Below are 21936 nucleotides of genomic sequence, written 5' to 3' on the forward strand. Positions count from 1 at the left end.
TTTTCACTTTTTATTTTTTCTATCGGCAAAATTTCCATTTTGCTCAATAGTAGCTATGCCAGCCGTCCTTGCAACGAGCCTATCGTTATACTCTTTTCTCATGTGCTGTGGTATTGTCTTTTGCGTTAGTGCAAATAAAATAAGCCCAGCAAAAAGCACCAAATAAACATAGATAAAGCCAAATGCTCCAAAAATTTTCATCGCATAGCTCATAAGAAGCGGTGAGAAAAGCGAAGCCAAAGAGTAGCTAAATAGCAAGGCACGTGCGACTTGTACGCTTTTAGTTTTATCTGTGATCTCATCATTTGCTCTAGCTAAAGAAAGTCCATATGTGCAAAAAATTCCAGCCCCAAAAAAGAATGAAAGCATATATTCAACCATTAAATTTTTGCCATTTAGCAAAAACAAAACCGCACTTATTAAAGCCACGCTGCTACAAAGCAAAATAGCTGGCCTTCTGCCATATCTATCAGAGAAACTACCGATAAAAACTTGAGCTAAAAAGCCTCCGATCATCGCAACCGTCATAAAAAATGACGCCTCTTTTGTGCCGTATCCTTGAAGCAAGACAAAAAGGCTTGCCATCGAAAAAAAGCCATTTATTGCTAAGCCCGCAATTAGCGCTCCAACAAGAGCGAGCGGGACGATACCAAAAATTTTTGGGATATTTATGGGCTGACGCTCTGGGATTTGAGGCTGATTTATACGGATCAAATTTAATGGAATGCTTGAGAGCATGATAAAAGCTGCACTTATGATGAAAATTTCAAAGGTATTAAGATTAAGCGCCAAGATCAAAATGCCAAGTCCAAAACTCGTGTAAAAAACGCCTTCATAAAAGGCTATCACACGAGATCTTATTTTGTTTGGAATTTTCGCATTTAGCCAGCTTTCTATAACCATCAAAAGCGCGTAGTAGCAATATCCCAAAAATGCACGCAATATCGCCCAAAATACTAAATTTTGATTTACCGCATGAAGCATAGCTGAGACTGCAAAAATGGCTGAAAAGATGGCAAATGCTCTGATGTGGCCAGTAGTTGAGATGACTCTGTGAGCTGTAATGGTGCTAATTAACGCACCCACAAAAAAGCCTGTATTGATTAATCCAATCTCTAGCTCGCCCACTCCATTTTGCTTAAGAAGTGCGCTACAAGATGCGATGACTAGGCCATTTCCGATAAAAAGCAAACTCATGCCCAAAAATAGCGGTCCCATCGAGCGGATGATCCTAAAGCTACTTGCCATCAGTGTCCTTTGCAGTATTAAATTTATTCTCCATAAGTCCAAAAACAAATGCACCAATAGGCATCGGAGCAAGCCCCACTAAAAAGCCAGACACATTTAGTAAATTTTCATTTTTTAAAAAAATAAATCCAAAAAAAAGTATCGCATAAGCTACCAAGCGGTAAGGCATAAAGGCTGCTACAAAACTCTTATCTTTAAATGAAAATTTCTGCTTTTTTAGCCTTGCTTTCTCATCCTTTAGGCTAAAATCTTTTGCCTCATTTTGGGACAAAATTTCTTCGTCCTCTTCGTCCTCTTCTTCTATCTTGGCTAAAATTTCATCTCTAGCATTTTCTAGTCTAGAATTTATGCGGTTTTTATATGCAAAAAAGCTAGCCGTTAAGATGATAAGCGAAGCAAAAAATGAAATTTGTGAGCTTATAAAAAATGAAAATGATACAAATTTGCCAATCACGCTAAGAGCTAACCAAAGCACAAAATAGCAAATCAAAAGCCTACTAATCGTCCTCATCATCGTCTTTTGTGTAGCCTTTGTATCTGCTTTCATCTTTTAGCTCATCTAAGCTTTTTATCTGTGCTTTGTAAGCTTTATAGACATTTAAAATAGCAGCTGCGATGCCAATAGCAAAGCCTATCCAAAGAGCTGGCGTAAAATTTGTAGCCCTTTTTACAAAATACCCTAGTCCAGTGCCAAGCAAGATCGCAACTACGATTGAAACGCCAAGACTTAGCTGCTCAGCACCTGCTACGATATCTTTTATCTTAAATTTTGCCATTAAGCTTTTATCTCCAAAAACGCCTCTTTAGCTGCGCTTACCGCTAGATCGATATCCGCTTCACTCATCGCATCGCAGACAAATCCTGTCTCAAACTGACTAGGTGCAAGATAAATTCCACGCTTAAGCATCGCTTGGTGAAATTTAGCAAATAGCTTTGTATCGCTCTTTAGCGCATCGTCGTAGTTTTTCACAGCATGATCTGTAAAAAAGTAGCCAAACATCGAGCCACGAACATCAGTTTGGATGGTGATGCCAGCGCTCTTTGCAGCATCTTTAAAGCCAGCCATTAGTTTTAGGGCAAGCTTTTCGAGTCTGGCGTATAAATTTACGTCGTTATTTATCTTAGAAATCGCCGCTATACCAGCACTCATCGCTACTGGGTTGCCACTTAGCGTGCCTGCTTGATAGACAGCGCCATCAGGACTTAAGCAGTCCATTATCTTAGCCTTGCCGCCAAATGCAGCGACGTTCATGCCTCCGCCTATAACCTTGCCAAATGTGATGAGATCAGCGTCCACCTCATGAAATGAATATGAGCCAAGGCGTGACGCTCTAAAACCGCTCATAACCTCATCAAGGATAAGCACAGCGCCAAATTTATCGCAAAGCGCTCTAAGCTCCTCTAAAAATTTCTTATCAGCTGGCACAAGCCCCATATTTCCTGCAATTGGCTCGATTATGACGACGCCAATTTTGTCTTTATTGTTTTCAAAGATGGCTTTTACGCTTTCTATATCGTTATAAACTGCTAGATAAGTATTTTTCACAACATCTTGTGGCACTCCGCTGCTTGAAGCGTTGCCGTATGTCGTTGCGCCACTTCCTGCTTTGATAAGAAGTGCGTCGCTGTGTCCGTGGTAGCAGCCTTCAAATTTTATTAGTCCATCTTTTTTAGAATATCCTCTAGCCACTCTGATAGCGCTCATGGTAGCCTCTGTGCCAGAGCTAACGAAGCGAATTTTATCTATTTGTTTAAACTCATCGCATATTAGCTTTGCAAGAGCTGTCTCTTTTGGAGATGGCGCGCCGTAAGATACGCCTTGTTTTACAGCAGAGATGATCGCTTCTTCGATATCTTTGTCGCAGTGACCAAAGATGAGCGGTCCCCAGCTTTGGATGAAGTCAAGGTATTTTTTACCCTCGATGTCGTATAGATAAGCTCCCTTTGCGTGATCGATCATTACAGGCTCACCACCAACGCTTCCAAATGCGCGAACTGGTGAATTTACTCCACCTGGGATATATTTTTTGGCTTCGCTAAATGCCTCTTTATTTGTCATTTTTTATCCTTTTGATTTTGTGTTTTTAAATTTATTTTTTGATTATCTTTTGGGTTTGCAGCTGGTTTCACTACTGGCTTTGATGCTTGCGTAGTAGCGGTTTTTGCTGACTCAGCTGGCTTAGCTGTGGTAGTTTTAGCTGGCTCTGCTGGTTTTGTAGCAGGGGCGGCTTTGGCAGATTGCTCTGGCTGTTTTTGCGTCGTATCAGCAGTAACAGGCTTGCTTAAATTTTGTGCTTTTACTGCTTTTGAAGGAGTATTTATCTTATTTGTAATGTACTCATAAAGAATAGTTGTCTCCTCGTCTGTCAAAAAGTAGCTTGGCATGACGCCTTTTGGCTTAGTTAAAGCGGCTTTAAAGCTTTCAAAATCTATATCATTTATCTTTGGCGCTCTAAGCTCATCGTCAACCGTTTTGTTTGCCTTTTTATCAAAGTGTTTGTATTTAGAGATTAGACTGCCCTCGCCCTTTGTGCCGTGACATTTATCGCATCCTATGCCACGTGGATTTAGGTAGAGCATCTTGGCATATTCGGTCTTTGTGATAAAATCAGCACCAAAAATCGCCACACAAAAAAGCAAAAACAAAAAAACAGACCGCATAAACCTCTCTTTAAAATTTTTAATTTAATTTTAGGTATGATACCACCCTTGTGATTAAAAAAGCTTTTAAATAAGGATCCAATATGAAAATTTTAGACGGCAAAGCCGTATCTTTAAAGGTCAAAGAAAGCGTAAAAGTAAGAGCTGAAGAACTAAAAAAATTTGGCATAGAGCCAACCCTAGCTGTCATCTTAGTAGGCGAAGATAAAGCATCTCAAACATACGTTAGAGCCAAAGAAAAAGCCTGCAACGAATACGGCATAAAAAGTGTAGCTCACCGTCTAAGCGAAAATACAACCCAAGCAGAGCTTCTAGCGCTTATAAATGTGCTAAATTTAGACGATAGCATCCATGGAATTTTAGTACAATTGCCACTTCCAAAACATATAGATACAAACACCGTTTTAGCAACGATCGATCCACAAAAAGATGTAGATGGCTTTCATGCTGTAAATGTTGGCAAACTTGTTAGCGGACTTGATGGCTTTGTGCCTTGCACACCGCTTGGTGTGATGGAAATTTTAAAAGAGTATGACATTGATGTGGCTGGACTAAACGCGGTAGTGATTGGCAGAAGTAATATCGTTGGCAAGCCTATGGCAAATTTGCTTTTAAACGCCTCGGCAACCGTTACCGTGACTCACAGCAAAACTAAAAATTTAAAAGAAATTTGCAAAAATGCCAACCTCATCGTCGCAGCCATTGGCAAGCCATTTTTCTTAAAGGCTGACATGGTAAAGGATGGCGCAGTAGTCGTTGATGTGGGCATAAACAGACTTGATGATGGCAGGCTTGTGGGCGATGTAGATTTTGACGAGGTTGCACCAAAATGCTCATACATCACGCCTGTCCCTGGCGGCGTTGGTCCGATGACGATTGCGATGCTTTTAAATAACACAATCCTTGCAGCCCAAGCTAAGATAGCTAGCCACAAAAGAGCGTAATAATGAAAAAAATTTTTACTAAATTTTATGACTTTTGCTCGAGCTGGACTGGCACAGTCATCATCGTGCTTTTTGTTATATTTTTCATAGCTCAAGCCTTTGTTATCCCGTCTGGTTCGATGAAAAACACGCTTTTGGTTGGTGATTTTTTATTTGCAAAAAAATTTGTTTATGGCATACCAACACCAAGAATTCCATGGCTTGAGGTAAAAATTTTACCCGAGCTAAATGACAATGGGCATCTTATTACAGGTGGTGGCCCAGCAAGAGGCGATATAGTCGTCTTTCGTTATCCAAAAGATGAAAAAACCCACTTTGTAAAACGCTGCTTTGCCACAAGCGAAGATGAGATAGTATTTACCGAAAAAGCCTTATATTTGCGTCCAAAAGAGGGAGATAACTTTATAAAGGCAAACTGCCGTGAAAATTTAAACGGCAAAGAGAGTAAATTTGGCTACTCATGTAGCGATATAGCCGAGCTTGATGGCAAACTTTTCATAAAAGAGCCATATAGATTTAGCGGCATCCACTATGACGAAAATGTAAATTTATTTGAGCAGATGATTTTCATGCTAAATACAAATAAAGATAGTGTTTTTATGAAGCCAGTGCTAATTAGCTCACTACCGCAAAATCCAAATTTTAACCTTAATGCATTTTACGTCAAAGTACCAAAAGATGAATACTTCATGATAGGTGACAACCGCGATCACTCAAACGATAGCCGTTTTTGGGGAAGTGTGGCTTACAAGGACATAGTCGGTCAGCCTTGGTTTATATATTTTAGCTGGGACAAGAACTACAATGTGCGCTGGGAGCGTATCGGACGCTTTGTAGATACGATAGAAAATGACGAATTTTTCACTAACAAAGCTCTAAAAGAAGGCGAAGTAGATGGGCTTCATTGATAACATGGACATAGTTAAAATCGCCACTATCGTCATCTCTCTAATAATCGCCATCGTCGGCCACGAGATCGCTCATGGCTATGTCGCTTATAAATTTGGCGACAACACCGCAAAAAACCTTGGCAGGCTTAGCATAAACCCTATAAAACATATTGACCCAGTTGGCACCATCATCGTACCGCTGGTACTTTACCTAAGCACTGGTATGATGTTTGGCTGGGCAAAGCCAGTGCCTGTAAATACCTACACAGTCGTGCGAAATGGCGGCTACAAGGCAGCTATATACGTAAGTCTAGCTGGCATTTGCTACAACGTCATCTTAGGCATCTTGTCGCTTTTTGTGTTAAAGGCTCTGCTAAATATAGAAACCTTTGAAATTGTACTTCAGTTTTTATTTACGCTTGCGCTTTTAAATTTGATGTTAGCCATCTTTAATCTCTATCCGATCCCGCCACTTGACGGCTTTCACGCGCTCGAGTACGCACTTAGAAATTTTGGCTTTCACGCACTGGCTGAAAAGCTTGAGGGCATCTCAAGATATGGCTTTGTCATCCTTATTATCATCCTTGTTTCGCCGTTAAAAGATACTATCTTTTATCCGACAAGATACGTTTTAGATATCGCAAGTGCCTTTATAAATGGCTAAATTTAGAGCAAATTTGCTCTAAATTTTTGGCTTTGTGATCTTGTAAGAGTACTCTTTTTTAAATTCCTCTTTTGGTGCAAGGCTAAATTTAAGTTCCACCTTGCCATCTTTGCTGATATCTTTTTTGTCAAAGCCCTTTACCTCGACCTTTACCGCCTCATCAGCAGATACTGGCACGCGCTCCACCAAAGTGACATCAACGCTCTTACTTGAGTTATTTTTGACACTTATCTCATAGCCCTCTTCGCTTATGCGCTCCTTACCAAGAAGCGAACTCTTTTTAAATTTATTTAAGCGCTCTTTTTTAAGTTCGATTAGCTCGTTTTGTCCTAAAAAGAGCTGAGATGGCTCATCTTTAGCTTTCATCTCAAACTCACTTGGACTACCAACACTCACGCCATTAACGTAAAACTGCGTTTTAGCTGGAGTTAGATCATCATTTAGCTTAAAACTAGCTACGTTATATGCCTTTAGCGAGCCGTAAAAATCAGCAAAAACACTAAAATTTGCATCCATTTTTTGTGTGTCATAAGTTATATATTTGCTCTCACCTTTTGCTAAATTTATCCCATCTATCTTCCAAATTTTGGCAAACTCATTCTCATCTCTTTGCACACGCATATCAGCGACCTCAGCAGTGACTTTCGCGGCTTTTAGCATATTTTTTGAAGCGCCGTAACCATCAGCCTCCGCCTCACTCTCCTCGTACCAAGGGTAAAACTTGCTTGGAGCAAGCGCCTTTTGATATCTGGTCGGATAGATGGCGAGCTTTAAATTTTTAACTTCACTTGCAAAAGGATTAGTGAGCAAAATTTCTTGTTTTATCAAGATATTTTTGTTTTTTGTGTCTGCATAAATTTCATTTAGCGTCTTTGGGGCCTCATCATCCATGTATGATAGCGTCGCCTCTTTTGGGTCGCAAGCAAATTTCATATCAAGCTGCAAAAATCCAGCCATCTCGCTCTTTGGCTCATTTTCTTTAAGCGCTTCAAGCTCACTTTTAGCAGCTGAAATTTTCTCGATATTTTCTAGGCTAAATTTATAAAACTCCTCAGCTCTTTTTGTCACATCGTTACTTTTGTTTTCTTCTACCAAAGCTTGTTCTATAAACCTACCTCTTGCATTTAGCGCCTCAAGCTTATTGTTTAAATTTGCAACTTCTTGCTTCCATTTTATGTAACTTGGGCTATTTTCTTCGCTGATCTTTTTTAGATAAGCATTCGCGTCACAATCCCCATTTATAGTGATGTTCTCACTCTGCACACCCTCTGGCACAAAGGCGCTAAAAGAGCTATTTGCGTCGCTAAATTTTTGAGTGATGATGGTTTGATCTGTGTAGATCTCTATTAGATTTTCATTTGCAAAGGCTAGCGTAGAAGCCGCTAAAAAGAGCGCTTTTTTCACATTTTCTCCTTTAAATTTTTGGTAAATTATAGCTTCATTTTGGCTGAGAGTAAAATTTTATTTTAATGCAACTTTGACTATAATCAACAAAAAATTTAACGGACTTTTCATGAAGATAGACAAAGTTTTCTTAGCTAGCGATCACGCTGGTTTTGAGCTAAAAAACGAGCTTAAAGAGGCTATTAAAGGGCTTGGATACGAAGTAGTTGATCTTGGCACAAACGATAAAAATAGCGTTGATTACCCTGATTATGCGCATTTGCTAGCGAGCAAGCTTGAGCCTAACTGCTACGGCGTGCTAGTTTGTGGCACAGGCATAGGCATATCAATAGCCGCAAACAGGCACGAAAACGTAAGGTGTGCCCTTTGCCATGACGAATTTACCGCTAGACTTGCCAGAGAGCACAACGACGCAAACGTGATCGCTCTTGGCGCAAGAGTTATCGGCGCTGGCGTGGCTATCTCGGCGGTTGAAGCCTTTTTAAAGACTGAGTTTGCAGGCGGCAGACACGAAAGAAGAGTCAAAAAAATAGAGCTTGAGGAAGCCAAATGATAGGCGAGTGGATCGTTTTTACCGCTCTTGTTTGTGCTGCGATCTACCTAACCGTCATGGTTTTTTACTTCAAAACGCTTCTAAAAAAAGAGCGTGCTACAAAAGATTTTATGAAAAATAACCTCCAAGACACCGAGGTCGTCATAAGAAAATTTCAGATCCAACTTCAGCGAAGCCTCGGTAACATCGACATCTTGACTGACGAGCTAAACAAAACCAAAAACGACGTAACCTCACTTCGCACAAGAAACTCCCAGTACCGCTTAGAAAACGACAAGCTAAGACAACGCATCCGTGAGCTTGAAGGCAAGATCGAAGCGCTACTTTAACATCAAATTTAAGGAAATTTATGAAAATTTTAGATCAAAAAGGCAAAGAATTTTTACTAAACTCTATTCGCTGCATAAACGACTTTCCAAAGCCTGGCATAGTCTTTCGCGACATCACGACGCTGCTAAATAACAAAGAGGCATTTAACTTTTTGATAGATCATTTGGCTGATAGATATGATGGTGCTAGCATCGACTACATCGCTGGTATCGAGTCACGTGGCTTCATCTTTGGTGCAGCGCTCGCGGCAAGACTTAGGCTGCCTTTTGTGCCTATTCGCAAGCCAAAAAAACTGCCATATATCACGCTTTCTCAAAAATATAGCCTAGAGTATGGCGTGGACGAGGTGCAAATTCATATCGATGCCTTTGGCGAAAAAGCAGGCGCAAGAGTGCTTTTGATGGACGATCTCATAGCCACTGGAGGCACTGCAAAAGCATCAGTTGAGCTTATCAATCAAACTAACGCAACCTGCGTAGAAGCGTGCTTTCTCATAGATCTAGTCGATCTAAAAGGTAGCAAAAAGCTAAAGTCGCTTACTAAAATTTACAGCGTTTTAGAGGTTTAGAATGGAAGAATTTTTTATAGAACTGCTTAAAGAGTACGGCTACATCATACTTTTTGTCTGGTGCATCATGGAGGGTGAGATGGCCTTAATAATGGCTGGAATTCTCGCTCACACCACGCATATGCATATAGCACTTGCTATCTTTGTGGCTGGACTTGGAGGCTTTGTGGGTGATCAAATTTACTTCTACCTTGGCCGTTACAATAAAAAATACATCGCAAAAAGGCTTCACACGCAGCGGAGAAAATTTGCAGTGGCGCACATAATGCTGAAAAAATACGGCTGGCCGATCATCTTCTTGCAACGCTATATGTACGGCTTTCGCGTCATCATCCCGCTTTGCATAGGGCTTACTGGCTATGACGCTAAAAAATACGCCTTTATAAATTTGATCAGCGCTTGGTGCTGGGCGGCGATCACCACCATACCTGCTTGGATACTTGGCGAGCATATATTAGTGCTTCTTCAAAAGGCAAAAGAGCATTGGTATGTCGCTATCCCAGTGGTTGCCATATTTATGGGGCTTTTGATCTACACATTTAAGCGCATCGAAAATAAAATTTTAAATGAAAGGAGAGACAGAAGACATGCAGTTTCAAATAGTTGATAAAAAATTAAAAGATATAAAAGCTGATATTGAACTAATTTTTGTAGTAGATAAGGACTTAAAACATAAATTTATAGGCGATAAAGAGGCTATTAAATTTAACAATTACAAAGGCGATAGCGTCCTCATCCTAAGCGAGGCAAAAAGGGCTTACGTGCCACTTTCTAAGCTTGATCTTGACGAGCTTAGAGTTGCAGCTGCGAAAGCTTATAACGCGCTAAAATCGCTAAACATCAAGAGTATAAAGCTAGCTTCTTACGTAGCGGAGTGTCAAAAACTAAGCTTTGAAGCGCTAGCTGAGGGCTTTTTACTTGGAAGCTATGAATTTAACAAGTATAAAGAGAAAAAAGAAAAATACACCCTAAAAGAGATCATCTTTTCTACTGAAGAATTTTCTGGCAAAAAGGTCGATCTAAAGGCAGCAAACGAGGGCTTTAAAGAGGCGGAGATAATAGCAAGTGCTACAAATTTCACAAAAGATATCGTAAATGAAATCCCAGAAATTTACACACCGCAAAAGATGGCCGAGGATGCGCAAAATTTAGCCAAAAACATCACAAGCATAAAGTGCGAGGTCTATGACGAGAAATTTCTAGCAAAAGAGAATATGAACGCATTTTTGGCGGTAAATCGTGCAAGCGTGCATAAACCAAGACTCATCCACCTAACCTACAAGCCTAAAAAGTCTAAAAAACGCATCATCTTTGTCGGCAAAGGGCTAACATACGATAGCGGCGGACTTAGCTTGAAGCCGGCTGATTATATGCTAACAATGAAGTCAGACAAAAGCGGCGCAGCAGCAGCTCTTGGCATCATAAAGGGTGCGGCGGAGCTAAATTTACCATTTGAAATTCACGCCATTTTAGGTGCTACTGAAAATATGATAGGTGGCAATGCCTACAAACCTGATGACGTGCTTATTTCAAGAAGCGGCGTTAGCATAGAGGTTAGAAACACCGATGCAGAGGGACGCTTGGTGCTAGCTGACTGCCTAAGCTACGCACAGGACTTCAAACCAGATATCTTAATCGACATGGCAACCCTAACTGGCGCTTGCGTCGTGGGGCTTGGCGAGTACACGACTGGCATCATGGGCAACAGTGAGAGTCTAAAAAACGAGTTTAAAAGCAAGATAAAAGATAGCGGCGAGCTAGCGACTACGCTTGATTTTAATCCTTATCTTAGCGAGCTTATCAAAAGCCAGATCGCAGATGTTAGCAACTGCGCTTCAAGCAGGTATGGCGGTGCGATCACAGCTGGCATGTTTCTAGCTAAATTTATCAAAGATGAGTATAAAGATAAGTGGCTACACCTCGATATCGCTGGCCCAGCATACCGCGAAAAGGCTTGGGGATACAACCAAGCAGGTGCGAGCGGAGCTGGCGTTAGGATGAATTTATACTTTTTACAAGCACTTAGCAAGGAGAATTGATGGGACTTTCAGTTGGAATCGTAGGCCTACCAAATGTGGGCAAATCAACGACATTTAATGCACTTACAAAGGCGCAAAATGCCGAGAGTGCAAACTATCCGTTTTGCACTATCGAGCCAAATAAAGCCATCGTGCCAGTACCTGATAAACGCCTAAATGAGCTTGCAAAGATAGTAAGTCCTAATAAAATTCAATATTCAACCATCGAATTTGTAGATATCGCTGGTCTTGTGAAGGGTGCAAGTTCTGGTGAGGGACTTGGCAATAAATTTTTATCAAACATCAGAGAGACCGAGCTTATTTTACACATAGTTCGCTGCTTTGAGGATGAAAACATCACCCACGTCGAGGGTAGCGTCGATCCAGTAAGAGACATCGAGATCATCCAAACTGAGCTGATACTAGCTGACATCGAGCAGCTAAACAAAAAGATAGAAAAGCTCACAAGAGAGGCGAAAGCAAATGCAAAAGGTGCTAAAGAGGCGCTTGAGATAGCAAATTTACTCCTTGCTCACCTAAATGAAGGCAAAAGTGCAAGTAGCTTTGAGCAAAGAGATAGCGAGGCATTTTTGGCACTTAACAAAGAGCTAAGACTTCTAAGTGCAAAAGAGGTAGTTTATGGCGCAAATGTCGATGAAGAGGGACTTAGCGAAGATAATAAATTTGTAAAAGCGCTAAAAGAGTACGCAAAAGCCTCAGATCACGAGGTAATCAAGCTTTGCGCCAAAGTAGAAGAGGAACTAATCGGACTAAGCGACGAGGAGGCTCACGAGTTTTTAGCCTCTCTTGGCACGAGCGAAAGCGGTCTTGAAAAGATCATAAGAACGTCTTTTGCAAAGCTAAATTTGATAAGCTATTTCACCGCTGGCGTCGTTGAAGTAAGAGCTTGGACGATCACAAAGGGCTGGAAAGCACCGAAAGCAGCAAGCGTCATTCACAACGACTTTGAGAGGGGCTTTATTAGAGCTGAAGTGATAAGCTATGACGACTATATCGCACATGGCGGTGAAAACGGAGCCAAAGAGGCTGGCAAGATGAGACTTGAGGGCAAAGACTACGTCGTGCAAGATGGCGACGTGATGCACTTTAGGTTTAATGTCTAAATTTAGCCCTTTTTTGGGCTAAATAGTCAAAAAATATTTAATCCTTGGGCTGTATAAGGTAAATTAAAACCTCCTTATTATAAGTCAATAAAAATTCTTTTGAAAAATATACTAAGTTATCTTATATCTTATTAATATCTTTATTGATACATAAGCTTCTCTATACAAGCAATGATGTAAATACCATCTCGGCTTTGTGATATAAATATGGGCTTTATGGGTAAGCCAATTAAATCTTAGGACAAAGTACTAAGTCGAGAGAAATTTCGATAGATAAAATAATGTATTCATCATCTTTTACAAACTTTTAAATCTATAATATTTTTTTAAAGACTATATAAAACTTACAACCAAAGTCTGAGCAATAAGACACCAGCCAAGTAAGGTATAAAAATTTTACTTATATGCCAAGCGTATTTATTTTATAAGCCCGATAGTCTCAGCAAATTTAAGCTCTTTGTTTTCAAAAAGATTGTATTCGATCGTATCTTTTTCGCTAAGTATCACAATAGTTGAGCCAAGTTCGAAATTTCCAAGTCGCTCACCTTTTTTGATATGTAAATTTTCATACTCGTAAATTTGTGTGAAATTTGCCATCGCATTTGTCTGAATACGCTCATCAAAGCTAAATTTCATCTTTCCAACGTTTAGCGCACCTACAAAAACAAGCCAAAGTTTTTTACCATTTTTCGTCTCACAAGATAGCGCTACGCGTTCGTTCTTTGTATAAAGGCTGTCTACTTTTGCAAGCCATTTTGCAGCCACGCTGTAAAGTTTACCCGGAATATATATGGCTTTTTTAATGGCAATATCGCAAGGCGCATGATAATGATGATAATCTTTTGGGCTAAGATAGATATTTGCAAAGTCATATTCGCCCTCAAGCTTGTTCTGCCCCAATAGTTCACTTACACTATACTCCATACCTTTTATGCTAAAGGCCTTTAGTTCCTTTGTGCTGCCAAAACTAAGACAAGTACCATCAACTGGGCTTATAAACATCTCATCTGCTGCATCAAAATCTCTTGGTTTTATGAGCCTTCTAGTAAAAAGCTCATTTAAATTTTTATATTCATTTGCTGACTTAAACTCGCTCATATCTATCTTAAATAGCTTTATGTAAAAAGAATTTATGGCCTCTTGAAGTGGTTTGTAAAAGTTAATCCTTGCAACCTTTCCAAAAATTTGAGAAAACAGATTGTCTTTATTCATTTTATTCCTTACTTAAATTTAATATTGCAATCTCGCTTGGAGCAAAAATTCTAACAGGAGGCCCCCAAAATCCAGCACCACTGCTAACATAAGCTTGCATTTTATCATTAATCTTATAAAGGCCATGTAAAAATCCCTGATCAAGTAAGACCAAAAGGCCAAAAGGAAAAATTTGACCAGCGTGTGTATGACCGCAAAGCACCAGATCAACGTCTTGCTGCATTGATTTTATAAATTTTGGCTGATGAGAGAGCAAGATAGTAGGTAGCGATGGGTCACGTCCTGTCAATGCCTCATCTAAATTTGGCTCTAAATGTTTAAACCTAATGCCAGCCAAATCGTAAACGCCAGCTAGATTTATACTCGCAATTTTTTTGTTTTTATTACCTAAAATTTCTATGCCAAGAGAACTGATCTTTTCTAAAATACCATCTACCCCGTGATAATACTCATGATTGCCAGGGACATAAAAAGTCCCATAAGTGCTTTTAAGACTTTTTAATGGCTCCAAAAAATCTCCTATAAAAGCAACATTTACATCAACTAAGTCGCCCACTATCACTACGATGTCAGGATTTGCCAAATTTATGTCATTGACGAGTTTTTTCATAAAATCTTTCTGCAGAAATTCTCCTATATGCACGTCCGTTATCATGGCTATTTTTAAGGTGCTTTGTAAATTTTTTATTTTTATATCTACTTGTCTGATCTTTGGTGGTGTTAAAGCATTGAAAATACCTTTTAAAAAACAAGCAATTACAAAAATAACAAATGTAATATCAAAACAAAATTTTATAAATTTTCGTCTTGTTGGACTAAAATTACTCTTAGAAAAAATACTACGTAAAATATCGTAAAATAGACTAACAGCAAACAAAAATAGTGAAAATCCTATAAGCGTGCCAGCGATCAAATAAAGCTCAATGCTTAAGAATGAAAACCTGATCTGAAGAACAAATATAAACTCAAGAATACAAATAACATATAAAAGTATCCTGATTTTTGCAAGATGTGGTATAAAAAATGAAACCTTTTTTATGAAACGGTTATATGAATAAAAATTTATAAGAAAACTAAATATAAATGCTCCAATAATAATTCTCAAAAGTCCCAAAAATTCTCCTTGTAAAAATAAAAAATTATATTTTATATTTTTAAATTTGTACTATAAAAATTAATATCTTACTTTTAATGTTATTAGTCTTAAAAATTGTATAGTTTTGAACGTATAAAAAATGATTTAAGTTGAGTAAATCTAATAGTTATTTAAGAAAGTAAGGTGGGAGAAAACCCACCTTATAAAGAATTATTTAACTTTACCAGTTTCCATTCTTTGTTTGTGTATCTCACGAAGTTTTCTAATATCATTTTTAACTTCGAATACACCATGCCAGTGTGAGTAGTCAGGACCACCCATTAGAGCGCCTTGTCTCATACGACGACCTTCGTGGTGCCACATATGATAGTAAACATCTTGGAATTCATCTTCCCAAGCGTCTGCGAGTAGTAAGTTTTTAGCTTTCAACTCTTCAAGCATCTTAGTTGCTTCAGCATTGTAAACGTTATAAAGCTCTACTTGCTTATCACCCATAATGAAGAAGTTATCTGTATGAGTTGATGTATGGCAAGCTTTACAAACTAGCTTCATCTCAGCTCTTGCTGCTTCTGGTCCATTTGGATGACCTGCAAGTGGCGTTCCTATGGTTAGTTTGCCAGTTTTTTCGTAAACAACAGCAGCTTGTTCATCACCAGCTGTTCTTAGCTTACTGCTGACGCCCCATAGGTTCCATTTTAGTCTTCTTGAAACATTGTGAGTTGTTGTTGTTTCACCAACACCACTCATGTGGCAAGCTGCACAAGTTGGAGCTCTAAAGTCTGGTACATCCCATGTATCAGGAGCAGCATCAAAATTCCATTTGTGAGCTTCGCTATTATAGATATGTCCGTGCATTGAGTTGTTAAAGATCTCAATATCTGGGTGATCAGGTCCAAGGTGGCAAGATGCACAAGCAGCTGGTTTTCTAGCTTCAGCTATGCTAAATGTGTGTGCGCTGTGGCATGATTTACATCCGCCTACGCCACCATCAGGATAAACATTACCTATACCGTAGTTTGGCCAAGTCTCTTTTGTAGGTTTGTGATCAGCGTCTAGTTTGATGACGGTTCCGTGGCACTGTGTACAACCAGTAGCGTCTGGAGCCATTTTGTATTCTGGATGATCCATACCTTCATAGTGATACATTAGTTTTACCATCGCAGGGTTAGCATACATTTGCATAGCACCTCTTGCGTGACCACTCTTAACAAATTCTTCAACCTCATTTTCGTGACACTTAGCACAAGTTTTTGGGCTAACTAGCATTGAAACATGGTTGTTAGAATCTTTTGGATGCACCTTAACTGAAGCCATAGGATTATCTGCATTTACAGAGTGACAATCCATACAACTTACGCCAACGTGAGCGTGGCGACTATTTTTCCAATCGGCAACTATGCCGGGTGTCTCTTTAGCGTGGCACTCAACACAGCTTTTTGATAAGTCTGACATTTTGTGAGCAACTTTAATGTTTTTTACAACATTAAGGTTTAAAGCGTCAGATTTATTTGCATCCATGTTTGCGGCAAAGCCAAAAGACATTAGACAGGCTAATAACATTAGCGACTTTTTAAACATCTCTCCTCCTTACTTGGTTTTATTGTTTTCTTGTTTTTTAATTGCTTCAAATTTATCGATTTGTAGTCCTAAATTCTTGTGACCAACGTGCTCGTGGCAGTCAACACATGATTTTTTATTAGGATTTCCAAGAACGAAATAATCTCTATGTGGCAAGAATGATTTACCAGCTTGAATAACATTTTTTAAATTTGAGTGGCAAGTTAAACATCCACTATCATAGACAAAGTGAGATGCATGCTCGCGTTTTTTGCGCCAGTCGATCTTGTCCGTATCTGTAAAAAATGTCTTATAACCATCATTTATCGATACTTTAAGTTTTGTAAGTACATAGGTATAGGCACTTGTATGATTTAGGTGACAGGCTGAACATTCAGCTTTTATGCCAAGCTTGTTATTGCCACCGTGTACATCTTCATGATATGCAGCATTCATAGGATCCATAGTGTGGCAAATGGTACAGATGTAGCCGCTACCAGTTGCATGAAGTGCATCAGCAATACCCATAGACGCAATAAGTCCGATCACAATGCCGATAATAACAGATGACCAAACAAAAAATTTCTTCTTAACTTCAGCCAAAATCTCCTCCTGAATTTATCAATATATCGTAAATTTTTACGAAAATTTTAAGTGAATGTTATCTAAAAAAATATAAATTTTTTCTTTAAGTAAATAAAAATATTTATTTGATATTAACTTTCAATAAGAATAAATTTCTTGTAGGCCACCTACATCTTTTTCCAGAATTTGGTTCTTCTCATCAAGTTTAACCAAACCATTTGTTTTAAATTTATTTAAAATTCTCGAAAAAGTTTCTGGCGTCATATTGAGTATTGATGAAATTTTTGTATGCTTTAGCTCATTAAATAGATCTTCATGATTTAAAATGAACCTAGCCACCTTCTCTTCGGAGCTTAGTATTAGTTCTTGGTGGAGTAAATTTGTTGTTATTCTTATCTTTTGCGCCATTGATTTTAGAAATTTCATGCAAATTTCTGGCTTTGTTAAAAATTGTGCTTCAAATTTTTCATAATTTATCTTTAAAACCTCGCCAGAGATAGTAAAAATGGCGCTTGCTGGATAAGGGATATTTTCAAAATTTACGACTTCAGCTACAAAATTCATAGGCGCAAGCTGATGGATAAAAATTTCTTTACCATTTGCCGTAGTTTTATAAAGTTTAACCGAGCCAGTTATCAAAAATGTAAGCCACTTTGGCTCCTCGCCCTCTATAAATAAAAACTCGCCTTTTTTGTATTTTTTAACAACACTTATTGCTTCAAGTTTGGCTAGATCCTCGGCGCTAAGACCTTGGAAAAATGGGATTTGTTCTATCATATTTCACTCGCTTTTAAGATAAAAAAGCATTTTAGCATAAAAAATAGGACAAAATTTAACGGATTTCAAAGGGAGCTTTATCCCTTTAATTTAAGAATTTATTTTTTAAGAAGATCTCTGATCTCAGTTAAAAGTGCAATGTCGGCTGGAGTTTCAGGCTCTGCAGGAGCTGCCTCTTCTTCTTTTGGTAGTTTATTTTTAAGTGTATTTAAAGCTTTGATAACGCAAAAAATACAAAATGCAATGATTAAAAAATCAACCATTGTTTGTATAAATGAGCCATAGTTTATCGTAACAGCAGGCGCACTATCAACTGCTTCTTTTAGTGTTAGCTTAAGATCAGTGAAATTTACACCGCCTGTTATAACGCCAACCACTGGCATAATAATATCACCAACTAGCGATGAAACGATCTTTCCAAATGCCCCACCGATAACAACACCAACTGCCATATCTATGACATTTCCGCGCATCGCAAATTCTTTAAATTCGCTGATAAAACTCATTCTTTCTCCTATAAATAGTTAAATTTTCGTGCGGATTTTATAAAAAATATGCTTTGCTTAGCCTAAAAATTTAAAATTACATAACTTTAAATTTATCAAGCGAGTGTTATAATCCAAACTTCAAATTTAACGTAAGGAATGAGCTTATGTATCGTTTTGCACCCTCTCCAACAGGAGATATGCACATAGGAAATTTACGTGCTGCTATTTTCAACTATATTTGTTCTTTGCAAGATAAAAGTGGTTTTATTTTACGCATAGAAGATACCGACAAAGAGCGAAATATCGAGGGAAAAGAGAAAGATATCTTAGAAATTTTGAGCAAATTTGGCATAAAACCAGAGCAAATTTACATCCAAAGTGAAAATTTAAAATTCCACAGACAGCTTGCATCAAAGCTTCTCATCGATAAAAAGGCATTTGCTTGCTTTTGCACCGAAGAAGAGCTCGAAGCAAAAAAACAAAAAGCAAAAGAGCAAGGCGTGGCATATAGATATGACGGCACCTGCGAGAGGCTAAGCGACGCTGAAGTTTTAAACTGCGAGAAGCCATTTGTCATCCGCATGAAAAAACCAACACGTACGATGAGTTTTACAGACGCGATCAAAGGCGAGCTAAGCTTCGAGCCAGACGCTGTTGATAGCTTTGTCATCATGAGAGCAGACAAAACTCCAACTTATAACTTCGCCTGCGCGGTTGATGATATGCTTGAGGGCGTAACCTTTGTCATACGCGGCGAGGATCACGTGAGCAACACACCAAAGCAAGACCTCATACGTGAGGGGCTTGGCTACACTGGCAAGATGAACTACGCGCATTTGCCTATCCTTTTAAATATAGAGGGTAAAAAAATGAGCAAACGCGAGAACGAATCAAGCGTAAAATGGCTCTTTGAGCAGGGATTTTTACCTGAGGCGATCGCAAACTATCTGATACTTCTTGGCAATAAAACTCCAACTGAAATTTTTACGATCGAAGATGCGGTAAAGTGGTTTGATATAACCAAAATTTCACGCTCGCCTGCTAGATTTGACGTGAAAAAGCTTGAGCAGATAAATAGAGAGCACATCAAGCTTGCTTCAAAAGAGCGCATAAAAGAGATCTTTGGCGTGGATGATAGCAAGGTTGAGCTAGTTAAATTTTACACTCAAGAAAGCTCGCTAGTGCCTGAGATAAAGGCAAAAGTAGAGGCTATATACTCACCAAAAATAGCTCCAGATGAGTACAAAAACGAATTTGAGATCATCAAAAAAGCAGCTCATAATTTAAAACCGTGCGAGAGCTTTGATGAGTTTAAAAAAGAGCTTATGAGCGCTACAAATTTAAAAGGCAAAAACTTTTTCATGCCGCTACGTGCGCTGCTTACAAACGACCTTCACGGCCCTGAGCTTAGCGAGCTCTATCCACTCATCAAAGATGATCTAGCAAAAATTTTAATCTAGGAGCAAAAATGATACTTTCCACTCTATTTTCAGCGATTGCAAACATTTTGCACCTTATTATCACGGTCTATACTTGGGTCATCATCGCAGCAGCTCTGATTAGCTGGGTCAGGCCAGATCCTAGCTCGCCGGTCGTGCAGCTACTTTATAGGCTAACTGAGCCGGTTTATAGCTTTATTAGACGCTATATAAAAACAAATTTTAGTGGTATTGACTTTACTCCGCTTATAGTACTTTTAGCGCTTCAATTTTTAGATCAATTTTTAATAAGGCTTTTGTTTGGTTTTGCTGCGTCACTTTAGTATTTTCTCTCTTGCCTGTGTTGCTCTTTTGGGTAAAATTTACACCTACGAAGAGCTAAAAAAAGAGCCAAAAAGCCTAGCAAAAGACTACTACATCAACCGTCTTATTAACGAGGGCAGCTATACAAAAGAGCAGATCGCAGATCTTTCGCGTGATGTGTTTAGAAAAGCAGGCCTTGTTCAAAAATCAATCGATAAAATTTTACCTCCAAAAGTAGCTCCTAGCAAATGTCCTGGTGTAAATGCAAAAAATATCACCCAGGCAAATCTAACCTGCCAAAATTTGCTAACAACTATTGCTTTTAGCCTAAAGCTTGATAATCACGCTCGTGAAATTTTGGCAGCTAATCTTGCAAAGACAAATCCAGAAAAATCAAAAATTTTACTCGCATTAAATGAAACAAATCCGGCTAAAGCTTTTGCAAATTTAAACGATACAAAGAGCTTTTTAGAGCTATTTAACGCCTCTAGCCCGCAAAATAAAAGTATACTTTTTAGCGAAAGTTTTGATGCAAATTTCATGACCAAGCTCTACTCACAAAAGGGCTTTACAAATTTATTAAACGATATTGTTTTTAATAAAAAATATGAAGGCTTTAGGAGAAATTTGCTAAGCATCGATCCAGCCATCACTGAGAAAAATGACGCTTTTACACTTGGATTAAATGCGATTCTGCTAGGACAAGACGATATCGCTTTTAGTCTTTTTGCAAGGGCCAAGAGTACATTTGAAAGGGCGTGGCAAAGAGATAATGCGACCTTTTGGCAGTACCAGATAAGTAAAAACGAAAGCTTTTTAAAAGAGCTAGGTGCCAGCAAGGATGCAAATATCTACTCGCTTTACGCAAGAGATTTGATCGGTGGCGAACCACTTGAAGTCATCGTGCCAAGGCCTAGTAAGCAAAATATCGAAAATTTTGACGTGAGCGATCCGTTTTTATGGAACAAAACTGCAGCCCTTGCAAAAGATATGAATGCCACGCAAGCAAGCGAATTTGCGAAGAAATTTTATACAAACGAAAGCATCGGCGCCTATGCATACTTCATGCAAAAGGCGAATGGCTGGGGGAAGCAATACTTCTTGATGCCAAGTTCTCCTGAGCTTGATGGCATCAGCAACGAGAGAAAATCGATGATCTATGCTCTAGCTAGACAAGAGAGTCTCTTTATCCCAAGCGTAGTTTCTACTTCATACGCCCTTGGTATGATGCAGTTTATGCCATTTCTCGCAAATGCGATCGGTAAAAAAGAGCTAAAAATCCCAAATTTTGACCAAGACGATCTTTTTAAAACAGATATTGCATTTAAATTTGCAAATCACCACCTAAACTATCTTGATAAATTTCTCTACCATCCTCTCTTTACCGCATACGCATATAATGGAGGTATCGGCTTTACTAAAAAGCTTATCACAAGAGATGATATGTTTAAAGAGGGGAAATTTGAGCCGTTTTTATCGATCGAGCTTGTCCCAGTCGCAGAGACTAGAAACTACGGCAAAAAGGTGCTTGCAAACTACGTGATCTATATGGCGCTTACTGGTTCCAATATAAAGATTTCGCAACTTTTCGAAAATTTAACAAAACCGGCTTTGACTGATAAATTTCGAAACTAAGAGTGAGATCATCGCTTTGCTTGCTTGGTGCGGTCACTTCATAATAGAGCGCCCAAGGCATCGAAAATCCAGCAAATTTTAACATCTCATCATTTTCATCAAGTAGCCTTGCATTTGTGGCATTTGAGTCATTATTTACCTTGATATTATTTAGCTCGCTAGCGTGCTCTTTTGGGTTTATAGCCACCAAAAAGTGCTCTTTGCTTGCATCTAAATCTGAGTTATAAATAGGATTTAGATAAGTTGCTACAATTAGCGTTCTATCGGTGCCGTCAATGATCTCGCTCTTGCTTGTGTAAGCCAAAAGCTCGTTTTTTAAGGGTTCATGCACGATTACTTTTTCACCAGCACAACCAAATATCATCAAAATCAGGACAAAAAAAGATATAAATTTACTCATAAGAACTCTTAAATTTCTAAAATTTCTGCCATTTTAGCAT

25 protein-coding genes are annotated in these 21936 nt (G+C 38.8%); 12 read left to right on the plus strand and 13 right to left on the minus strand.

Annotation, left to right across the window (positions count from 1 at the left end; translation table 11 throughout):
* Window positions 1-3 precede the first annotated feature (3 nt).
* From ATCC51562_RS02895 to ATCC51562_RS09970, 5 genes are read right to left on the minus strand one after another with little or no spacing between them, the layout of a single operon-like run.
* Window positions 4-1248, minus strand: a complete 1245-nt coding sequence (locus ATCC51562_RS02895) for an MFS transporter (RefSeq protein ID WP_021090897.1) — start codon at window positions 1246-1248, stop codon at window positions 4-6.
* Window positions 1238-1795, minus strand: coding sequence for a hypothetical protein (locus ATCC51562_RS02900; RefSeq protein ID WP_235044177.1), 558 nt, complete (start codon window positions 1793-1795; stop codon window positions 1238-1240). Before ATCC51562_RS02900 ends, ATCC51562_RS02895 begins: the two co-directional genes overlap by 11 nt.
* Window positions 1746-2024: an AtpZ/AtpI family protein gene (locus ATCC51562_RS02905; RefSeq protein WP_021091044.1), complete on the minus strand. Its 279-nt coding sequence runs from the start codon at window positions 2022-2024 to the stop codon at window positions 1746-1748. Before ATCC51562_RS02905 ends, ATCC51562_RS02900 begins: the two co-directional genes overlap by 50 nt.
* Window positions 2024-3307 carry a glutamate-1-semialdehyde 2,1-aminomutase gene (gene hemL / locus ATCC51562_RS02910; protein ID WP_021090598.1) on the minus strand — a complete coding sequence of 428 codons (1284 nt, stop codon included), beginning with the start codon at window positions 3305-3307 and terminating at the stop codon, window positions 2024-2026. The genes ATCC51562_RS02905 and hemL overlap by 1 nt, the downstream gene beginning before the upstream one ends.
* Window positions 3304-3909 (minus strand): c-type cytochrome, encoded by a 606-nt coding sequence (locus ATCC51562_RS09970; protein ID WP_035167222.1) that lies wholly within the window; start codon window positions 3907-3909, stop codon window positions 3304-3306. The genes hemL and ATCC51562_RS09970 overlap by 4 nt, the downstream gene beginning before the upstream one ends.
* Window positions 3910-3992: 83 nt before the next feature.
* On the opposite strand from ATCC51562_RS09970, the gene folD reads away from it, so the two are divergent.
* Genes folD through ATCC51562_RS02930 form a run of 3 tightly spaced genes read left to right on the plus strand, consistent with a single transcriptional unit; the run spans window position 3993 to window position 6407 of the window.
* A complete protein-coding gene (folD, locus tag ATCC51562_RS02920) occupies window positions 3993-4853 on the plus strand; it encodes a bifunctional methylenetetrahydrofolate dehydrogenase/methenyltetrahydrofolate cyclohydrolase FolD (protein ID WP_021090792.1) in 861 nt (286 codons plus the stop codon).
* 2 nt (window positions 4854-4855) lie between these two features.
* Window positions 4856-5761 (plus strand): signal peptidase I, encoded by a 906-nt coding sequence (gene lepB / locus ATCC51562_RS02925; protein ID WP_021091012.1) that lies wholly within the window; start codon window positions 4856-4858, stop codon window positions 5759-5761.
* A complete protein-coding gene (locus ATCC51562_RS02930; protein ID WP_021090922.1) occupies window positions 5748-6407 on the plus strand; it encodes a site-2 protease family protein in 660 nt (219 codons plus the stop codon). Before lepB ends, ATCC51562_RS02930 begins: the two co-directional genes overlap by 14 nt.
* A gap of 18 nt (window positions 6408-6425) precedes the next feature.
* Here ATCC51562_RS02930 and ATCC51562_RS02935 read toward each other — a convergent pair whose 3' ends face one another.
* On the minus strand, window positions 6426-7811 hold the full coding sequence (locus ATCC51562_RS02935; protein WP_021090491.1) for a DUF4139 domain-containing protein: 1386 nt from the start codon (window positions 7809-7811) through the stop codon (window positions 6426-6428).
* 109 nt (window positions 7812-7920) lie between these two features.
* Here ATCC51562_RS02935 and rpiB point away from each other — a divergent pair, with 109 nt between their 5' ends.
* From rpiB to ychF, 6 genes are read left to right on the plus strand one after another with little or no spacing between them, the layout of a single operon-like run.
* Entirely contained in the window at window positions 7921-8364 is a 444-nt protein-coding gene (gene rpiB / locus ATCC51562_RS02940; protein ID WP_021090456.1) for a ribose 5-phosphate isomerase B, read from the plus strand.
* Window positions 8361-8693, plus strand: coding sequence for a hypothetical protein (locus ATCC51562_RS02945; protein WP_002939538.1), 333 nt, complete (start codon window positions 8361-8363; stop codon window positions 8691-8693). The genes rpiB and ATCC51562_RS02945 overlap by 4 nt, the downstream gene beginning before the upstream one ends.
* Before the next feature lie 20 nt (window positions 8694-8713).
* Window positions 8714-9262 (plus strand): adenine phosphoribosyltransferase, encoded by a 549-nt coding sequence (locus tag ATCC51562_RS02950; protein WP_021090782.1) that lies wholly within the window; start codon window positions 8714-8716, stop codon window positions 9260-9262.
* A 1-nt stretch (window position 9263) separates the two neighbouring features.
* Window positions 9264-9869 (plus strand): DedA family protein, encoded by a 606-nt coding sequence (locus ATCC51562_RS02955; RefSeq protein WP_021083652.1) that lies wholly within the window; start codon window positions 9264-9266, stop codon window positions 9867-9869.
* Window positions 9850-11301, plus strand: coding sequence for a leucyl aminopeptidase (locus tag ATCC51562_RS02960; protein ID WP_021090860.1), 1452 nt, complete (start codon window positions 9850-9852; stop codon window positions 11299-11301). The genes ATCC51562_RS02955 and ATCC51562_RS02960 overlap by 20 nt, the downstream gene beginning before the upstream one ends.
* Window positions 11301-12404: a redox-regulated ATPase YchF gene (ychF, locus tag ATCC51562_RS02965; protein WP_021090914.1), complete on the plus strand. Its 1104-nt coding sequence runs from the start codon at window positions 11301-11303 to the stop codon at window positions 12402-12404. Before ATCC51562_RS02960 ends, ychF begins: the two co-directional genes overlap by 1 nt.
* Window positions 12405-12821: 417 nt before the next feature.
* On the opposite strand, the gene ATCC51562_RS02970 is transcribed toward ychF, so the two are convergent.
* The 6 genes from ATCC51562_RS02970 to mscL form a co-directional block, all read right to left on the minus strand.
* The gene (locus ATCC51562_RS02970; protein ID WP_021090466.1) at window positions 12822-13616 is read right to left on the minus strand and encodes a phosphatidylserine decarboxylase; all 795 of its coding nucleotides are present in this window, start codon (window positions 13614-13616) and stop codon (window positions 12822-12824) included.
* A gap of 1 nt (window position 13617) precedes the next feature.
* Window positions 13618-14730, minus strand: coding sequence for a metallophosphoesterase (locus ATCC51562_RS02975; protein WP_021090817.1), 1113 nt, complete (start codon window positions 14728-14730; stop codon window positions 13618-13620).
* A 192-nt stretch (window positions 14731-14922) separates the two neighbouring features.
* Window positions 14923-16290 carry a multiheme c-type cytochrome gene (locus ATCC51562_RS02980; protein WP_021090702.1) on the minus strand — a complete coding sequence of 456 codons (1368 nt, stop codon included), beginning with the start codon at window positions 16288-16290 and terminating at the stop codon, window positions 14923-14925.
* A gap of 9 nt (window positions 16291-16299) precedes the next feature.
* Complete coding sequence (locus ATCC51562_RS02985) at window positions 16300-16872, minus strand: cytochrome c3 family protein (RefSeq protein WP_009294580.1); 573 nt, start codon at window positions 16870-16872, stop codon at window positions 16300-16302.
* 120 nt (window positions 16873-16992) lie between these two features.
* Window positions 16993-17631 carry a Crp/Fnr family transcriptional regulator gene (locus ATCC51562_RS02990; RefSeq protein WP_021086389.1) on the minus strand — a complete coding sequence of 213 codons (639 nt, stop codon included), beginning with the start codon at window positions 17629-17631 and terminating at the stop codon, window positions 16993-16995.
* Window positions 17632-17729: 98 nt separating this feature from the next.
* Entirely contained in the window at window positions 17730-18137 is a 408-nt protein-coding gene (mscL, locus tag ATCC51562_RS02995; protein WP_021090696.1) for a large-conductance mechanosensitive channel protein MscL, read from the minus strand.
* 146 nt (window positions 18138-18283) lie between these two features.
* Here mscL and gltX point away from each other — a divergent pair, with 146 nt between their 5' ends.
* Genes gltX through ATCC51562_RS03010 form a run of 3 tightly spaced genes read left to right on the plus strand, consistent with a single transcriptional unit; the run spans window position 18284 to window position 21496 of the window.
* The gene (gltX, locus tag ATCC51562_RS03000; protein WP_021090909.1) at window positions 18284-19579 is read left to right on the plus strand and encodes a glutamate--tRNA ligase; all 1296 of its coding nucleotides are present in this window, start codon (window positions 18284-18286) and stop codon (window positions 19577-19579) included.
* Between the two features lie 8 nt (window positions 19580-19587).
* On the plus strand, window positions 19588-19881 hold the full coding sequence (locus ATCC51562_RS03005; RefSeq protein ID WP_021090481.1) for a YggT family protein: 294 nt from the start codon (window positions 19588-19590) through the stop codon (window positions 19879-19881).
* Entirely contained in the window at window positions 19859-21496 is a 1638-nt protein-coding gene (locus ATCC51562_RS03010) for a lytic transglycosylase domain-containing protein (protein ID WP_021090766.1), read from the plus strand. Before ATCC51562_RS03005 ends, ATCC51562_RS03010 begins: the two co-directional genes overlap by 23 nt.
* On the opposite strand, the gene ATCC51562_RS03015 is transcribed toward ATCC51562_RS03010, so the two are convergent.
* Complete coding sequence (locus tag ATCC51562_RS03015) at window positions 21417-21896, minus strand: hypothetical protein (RefSeq protein WP_035167224.1); 480 nt, start codon at window positions 21894-21896, stop codon at window positions 21417-21419. The genes ATCC51562_RS03010 and ATCC51562_RS03015 overlap by 80 nt on opposite strands.
* Window positions 21897-21936 lie beyond the last annotated feature (40 nt).

This window comes from Campylobacter concisus ATCC 51562, assembly GCF_000466745.1.
Taxonomy (GTDB): Bacteria; Campylobacterota; Campylobacteria; order Campylobacterales; family Campylobacteraceae; genus Campylobacter_A; species Campylobacter_A concisus_B.

What these genes read in the sequence shown, in the direction of transcription:
- ATCC51562_RS02895 (WP_021090897.1), bottom strand. Translation starts at nt 1,248, where the DNA reads ATGGCAAGTAGCTTTAGGATCATCCGCTCGATGGGACCGCTATTTTTG.
- ATCC51562_RS02900 (WP_235044177.1), bottom strand. Translation starts at nt 1,795, where the DNA reads ATGAAAGCAGATACAAAGGCTACACAAAAGACGATGATGAGGACGATT.
- ATCC51562_RS02905 (WP_021091044.1), bottom strand. Translation starts at nt 2,024, where the DNA reads ATGGCAAAATTTAAGATAAAAGATATCGTAGCAGGTGCTGAGCAGCTA.
- hemL (WP_021090598.1), bottom strand. Translation starts at nt 3,307, where the DNA reads ATGACAAATAAAGAGGCATTTAGCGAAGCCAAAAAATATATCCCAGGT.
- ATCC51562_RS09970 (WP_035167222.1), bottom strand. Translation starts at nt 3,909, where the DNA reads ATGCGGTCTGTTTTTTTGTTTTTGCTTTTTTGTGTGGCGATTTTTGGT.
- folD (WP_021090792.1), top strand. Translation starts at nt 3,993, where the DNA reads ATGAAAATTTTAGACGGCAAAGCCGTATCTTTAAAGGTCAAAGAAAGC.
- lepB (WP_021091012.1), top strand. Translation starts at nt 4,856, where the DNA reads ATGAAAAAAATTTTTACTAAATTTTATGACTTTTGCTCGAGCTGGACT.
- ATCC51562_RS02930 (WP_021090922.1), top strand. Translation starts at nt 5,748, where the DNA reads ATGGGCTTCATTGATAACATGGACATAGTTAAAATCGCCACTATCGTC.
- rpiB (WP_021090456.1), top strand. Translation starts at nt 7,921, where the DNA reads ATGAAGATAGACAAAGTTTTCTTAGCTAGCGATCACGCTGGTTTTGAG.
- ATCC51562_RS02945 (WP_002939538.1), top strand. Translation starts at nt 8,361, where the DNA reads ATGATAGGCGAGTGGATCGTTTTTACCGCTCTTGTTTGTGCTGCGATC.
- ATCC51562_RS02950 (WP_021090782.1), top strand. Translation starts at nt 8,714, where the DNA reads ATGAAAATTTTAGATCAAAAAGGCAAAGAATTTTTACTAAACTCTATT.
- ATCC51562_RS02955 (WP_021083652.1), top strand. Translation starts at nt 9,264, where the DNA reads ATGGAAGAATTTTTTATAGAACTGCTTAAAGAGTACGGCTACATCATA.
- ATCC51562_RS02960 (WP_021090860.1), top strand. Translation starts at nt 9,850, where the DNA reads ATGCAGTTTCAAATAGTTGATAAAAAATTAAAAGATATAAAAGCTGAT.
- ychF (WP_021090914.1), top strand. Translation starts at nt 11,301, where the DNA reads ATGGGACTTTCAGTTGGAATCGTAGGCCTACCAAATGTGGGCAAATCA.
- ATCC51562_RS02970 (WP_021090466.1), bottom strand. Translation starts at nt 13,616, where the DNA reads ATGAATAAAGACAATCTGTTTTCTCAAATTTTTGGAAAGGTTGCAAGG.
- ATCC51562_RS02980 (WP_021090702.1), bottom strand. Translation starts at nt 16,290, where the DNA reads ATGTTTAAAAAGTCGCTAATGTTATTAGCCTGTCTAATGTCTTTTGGC.
- ATCC51562_RS02990 (WP_021086389.1), bottom strand. Translation starts at nt 17,631, where the DNA reads ATGATAGAACAAATCCCATTTTTCCAAGGTCTTAGCGCCGAGGATCTA.
- mscL (WP_021090696.1), bottom strand. Translation starts at nt 18,137, where the DNA reads ATGAGTTTTATCAGCGAATTTAAAGAATTTGCGATGCGCGGAAATGTC.
- gltX (WP_021090909.1), top strand. Translation starts at nt 18,284, where the DNA reads ATGTATCGTTTTGCACCCTCTCCAACAGGAGATATGCACATAGGAAAT.
- ATCC51562_RS03005 (WP_021090481.1), top strand. Translation starts at nt 19,588, where the DNA reads ATGATACTTTCCACTCTATTTTCAGCGATTGCAAACATTTTGCACCTT.
- ATCC51562_RS03015 (WP_035167224.1), bottom strand. Translation starts at nt 21,896, where the DNA reads ATGAGTAAATTTATATCTTTTTTTGTCCTGATTTTGATGATATTTGGT.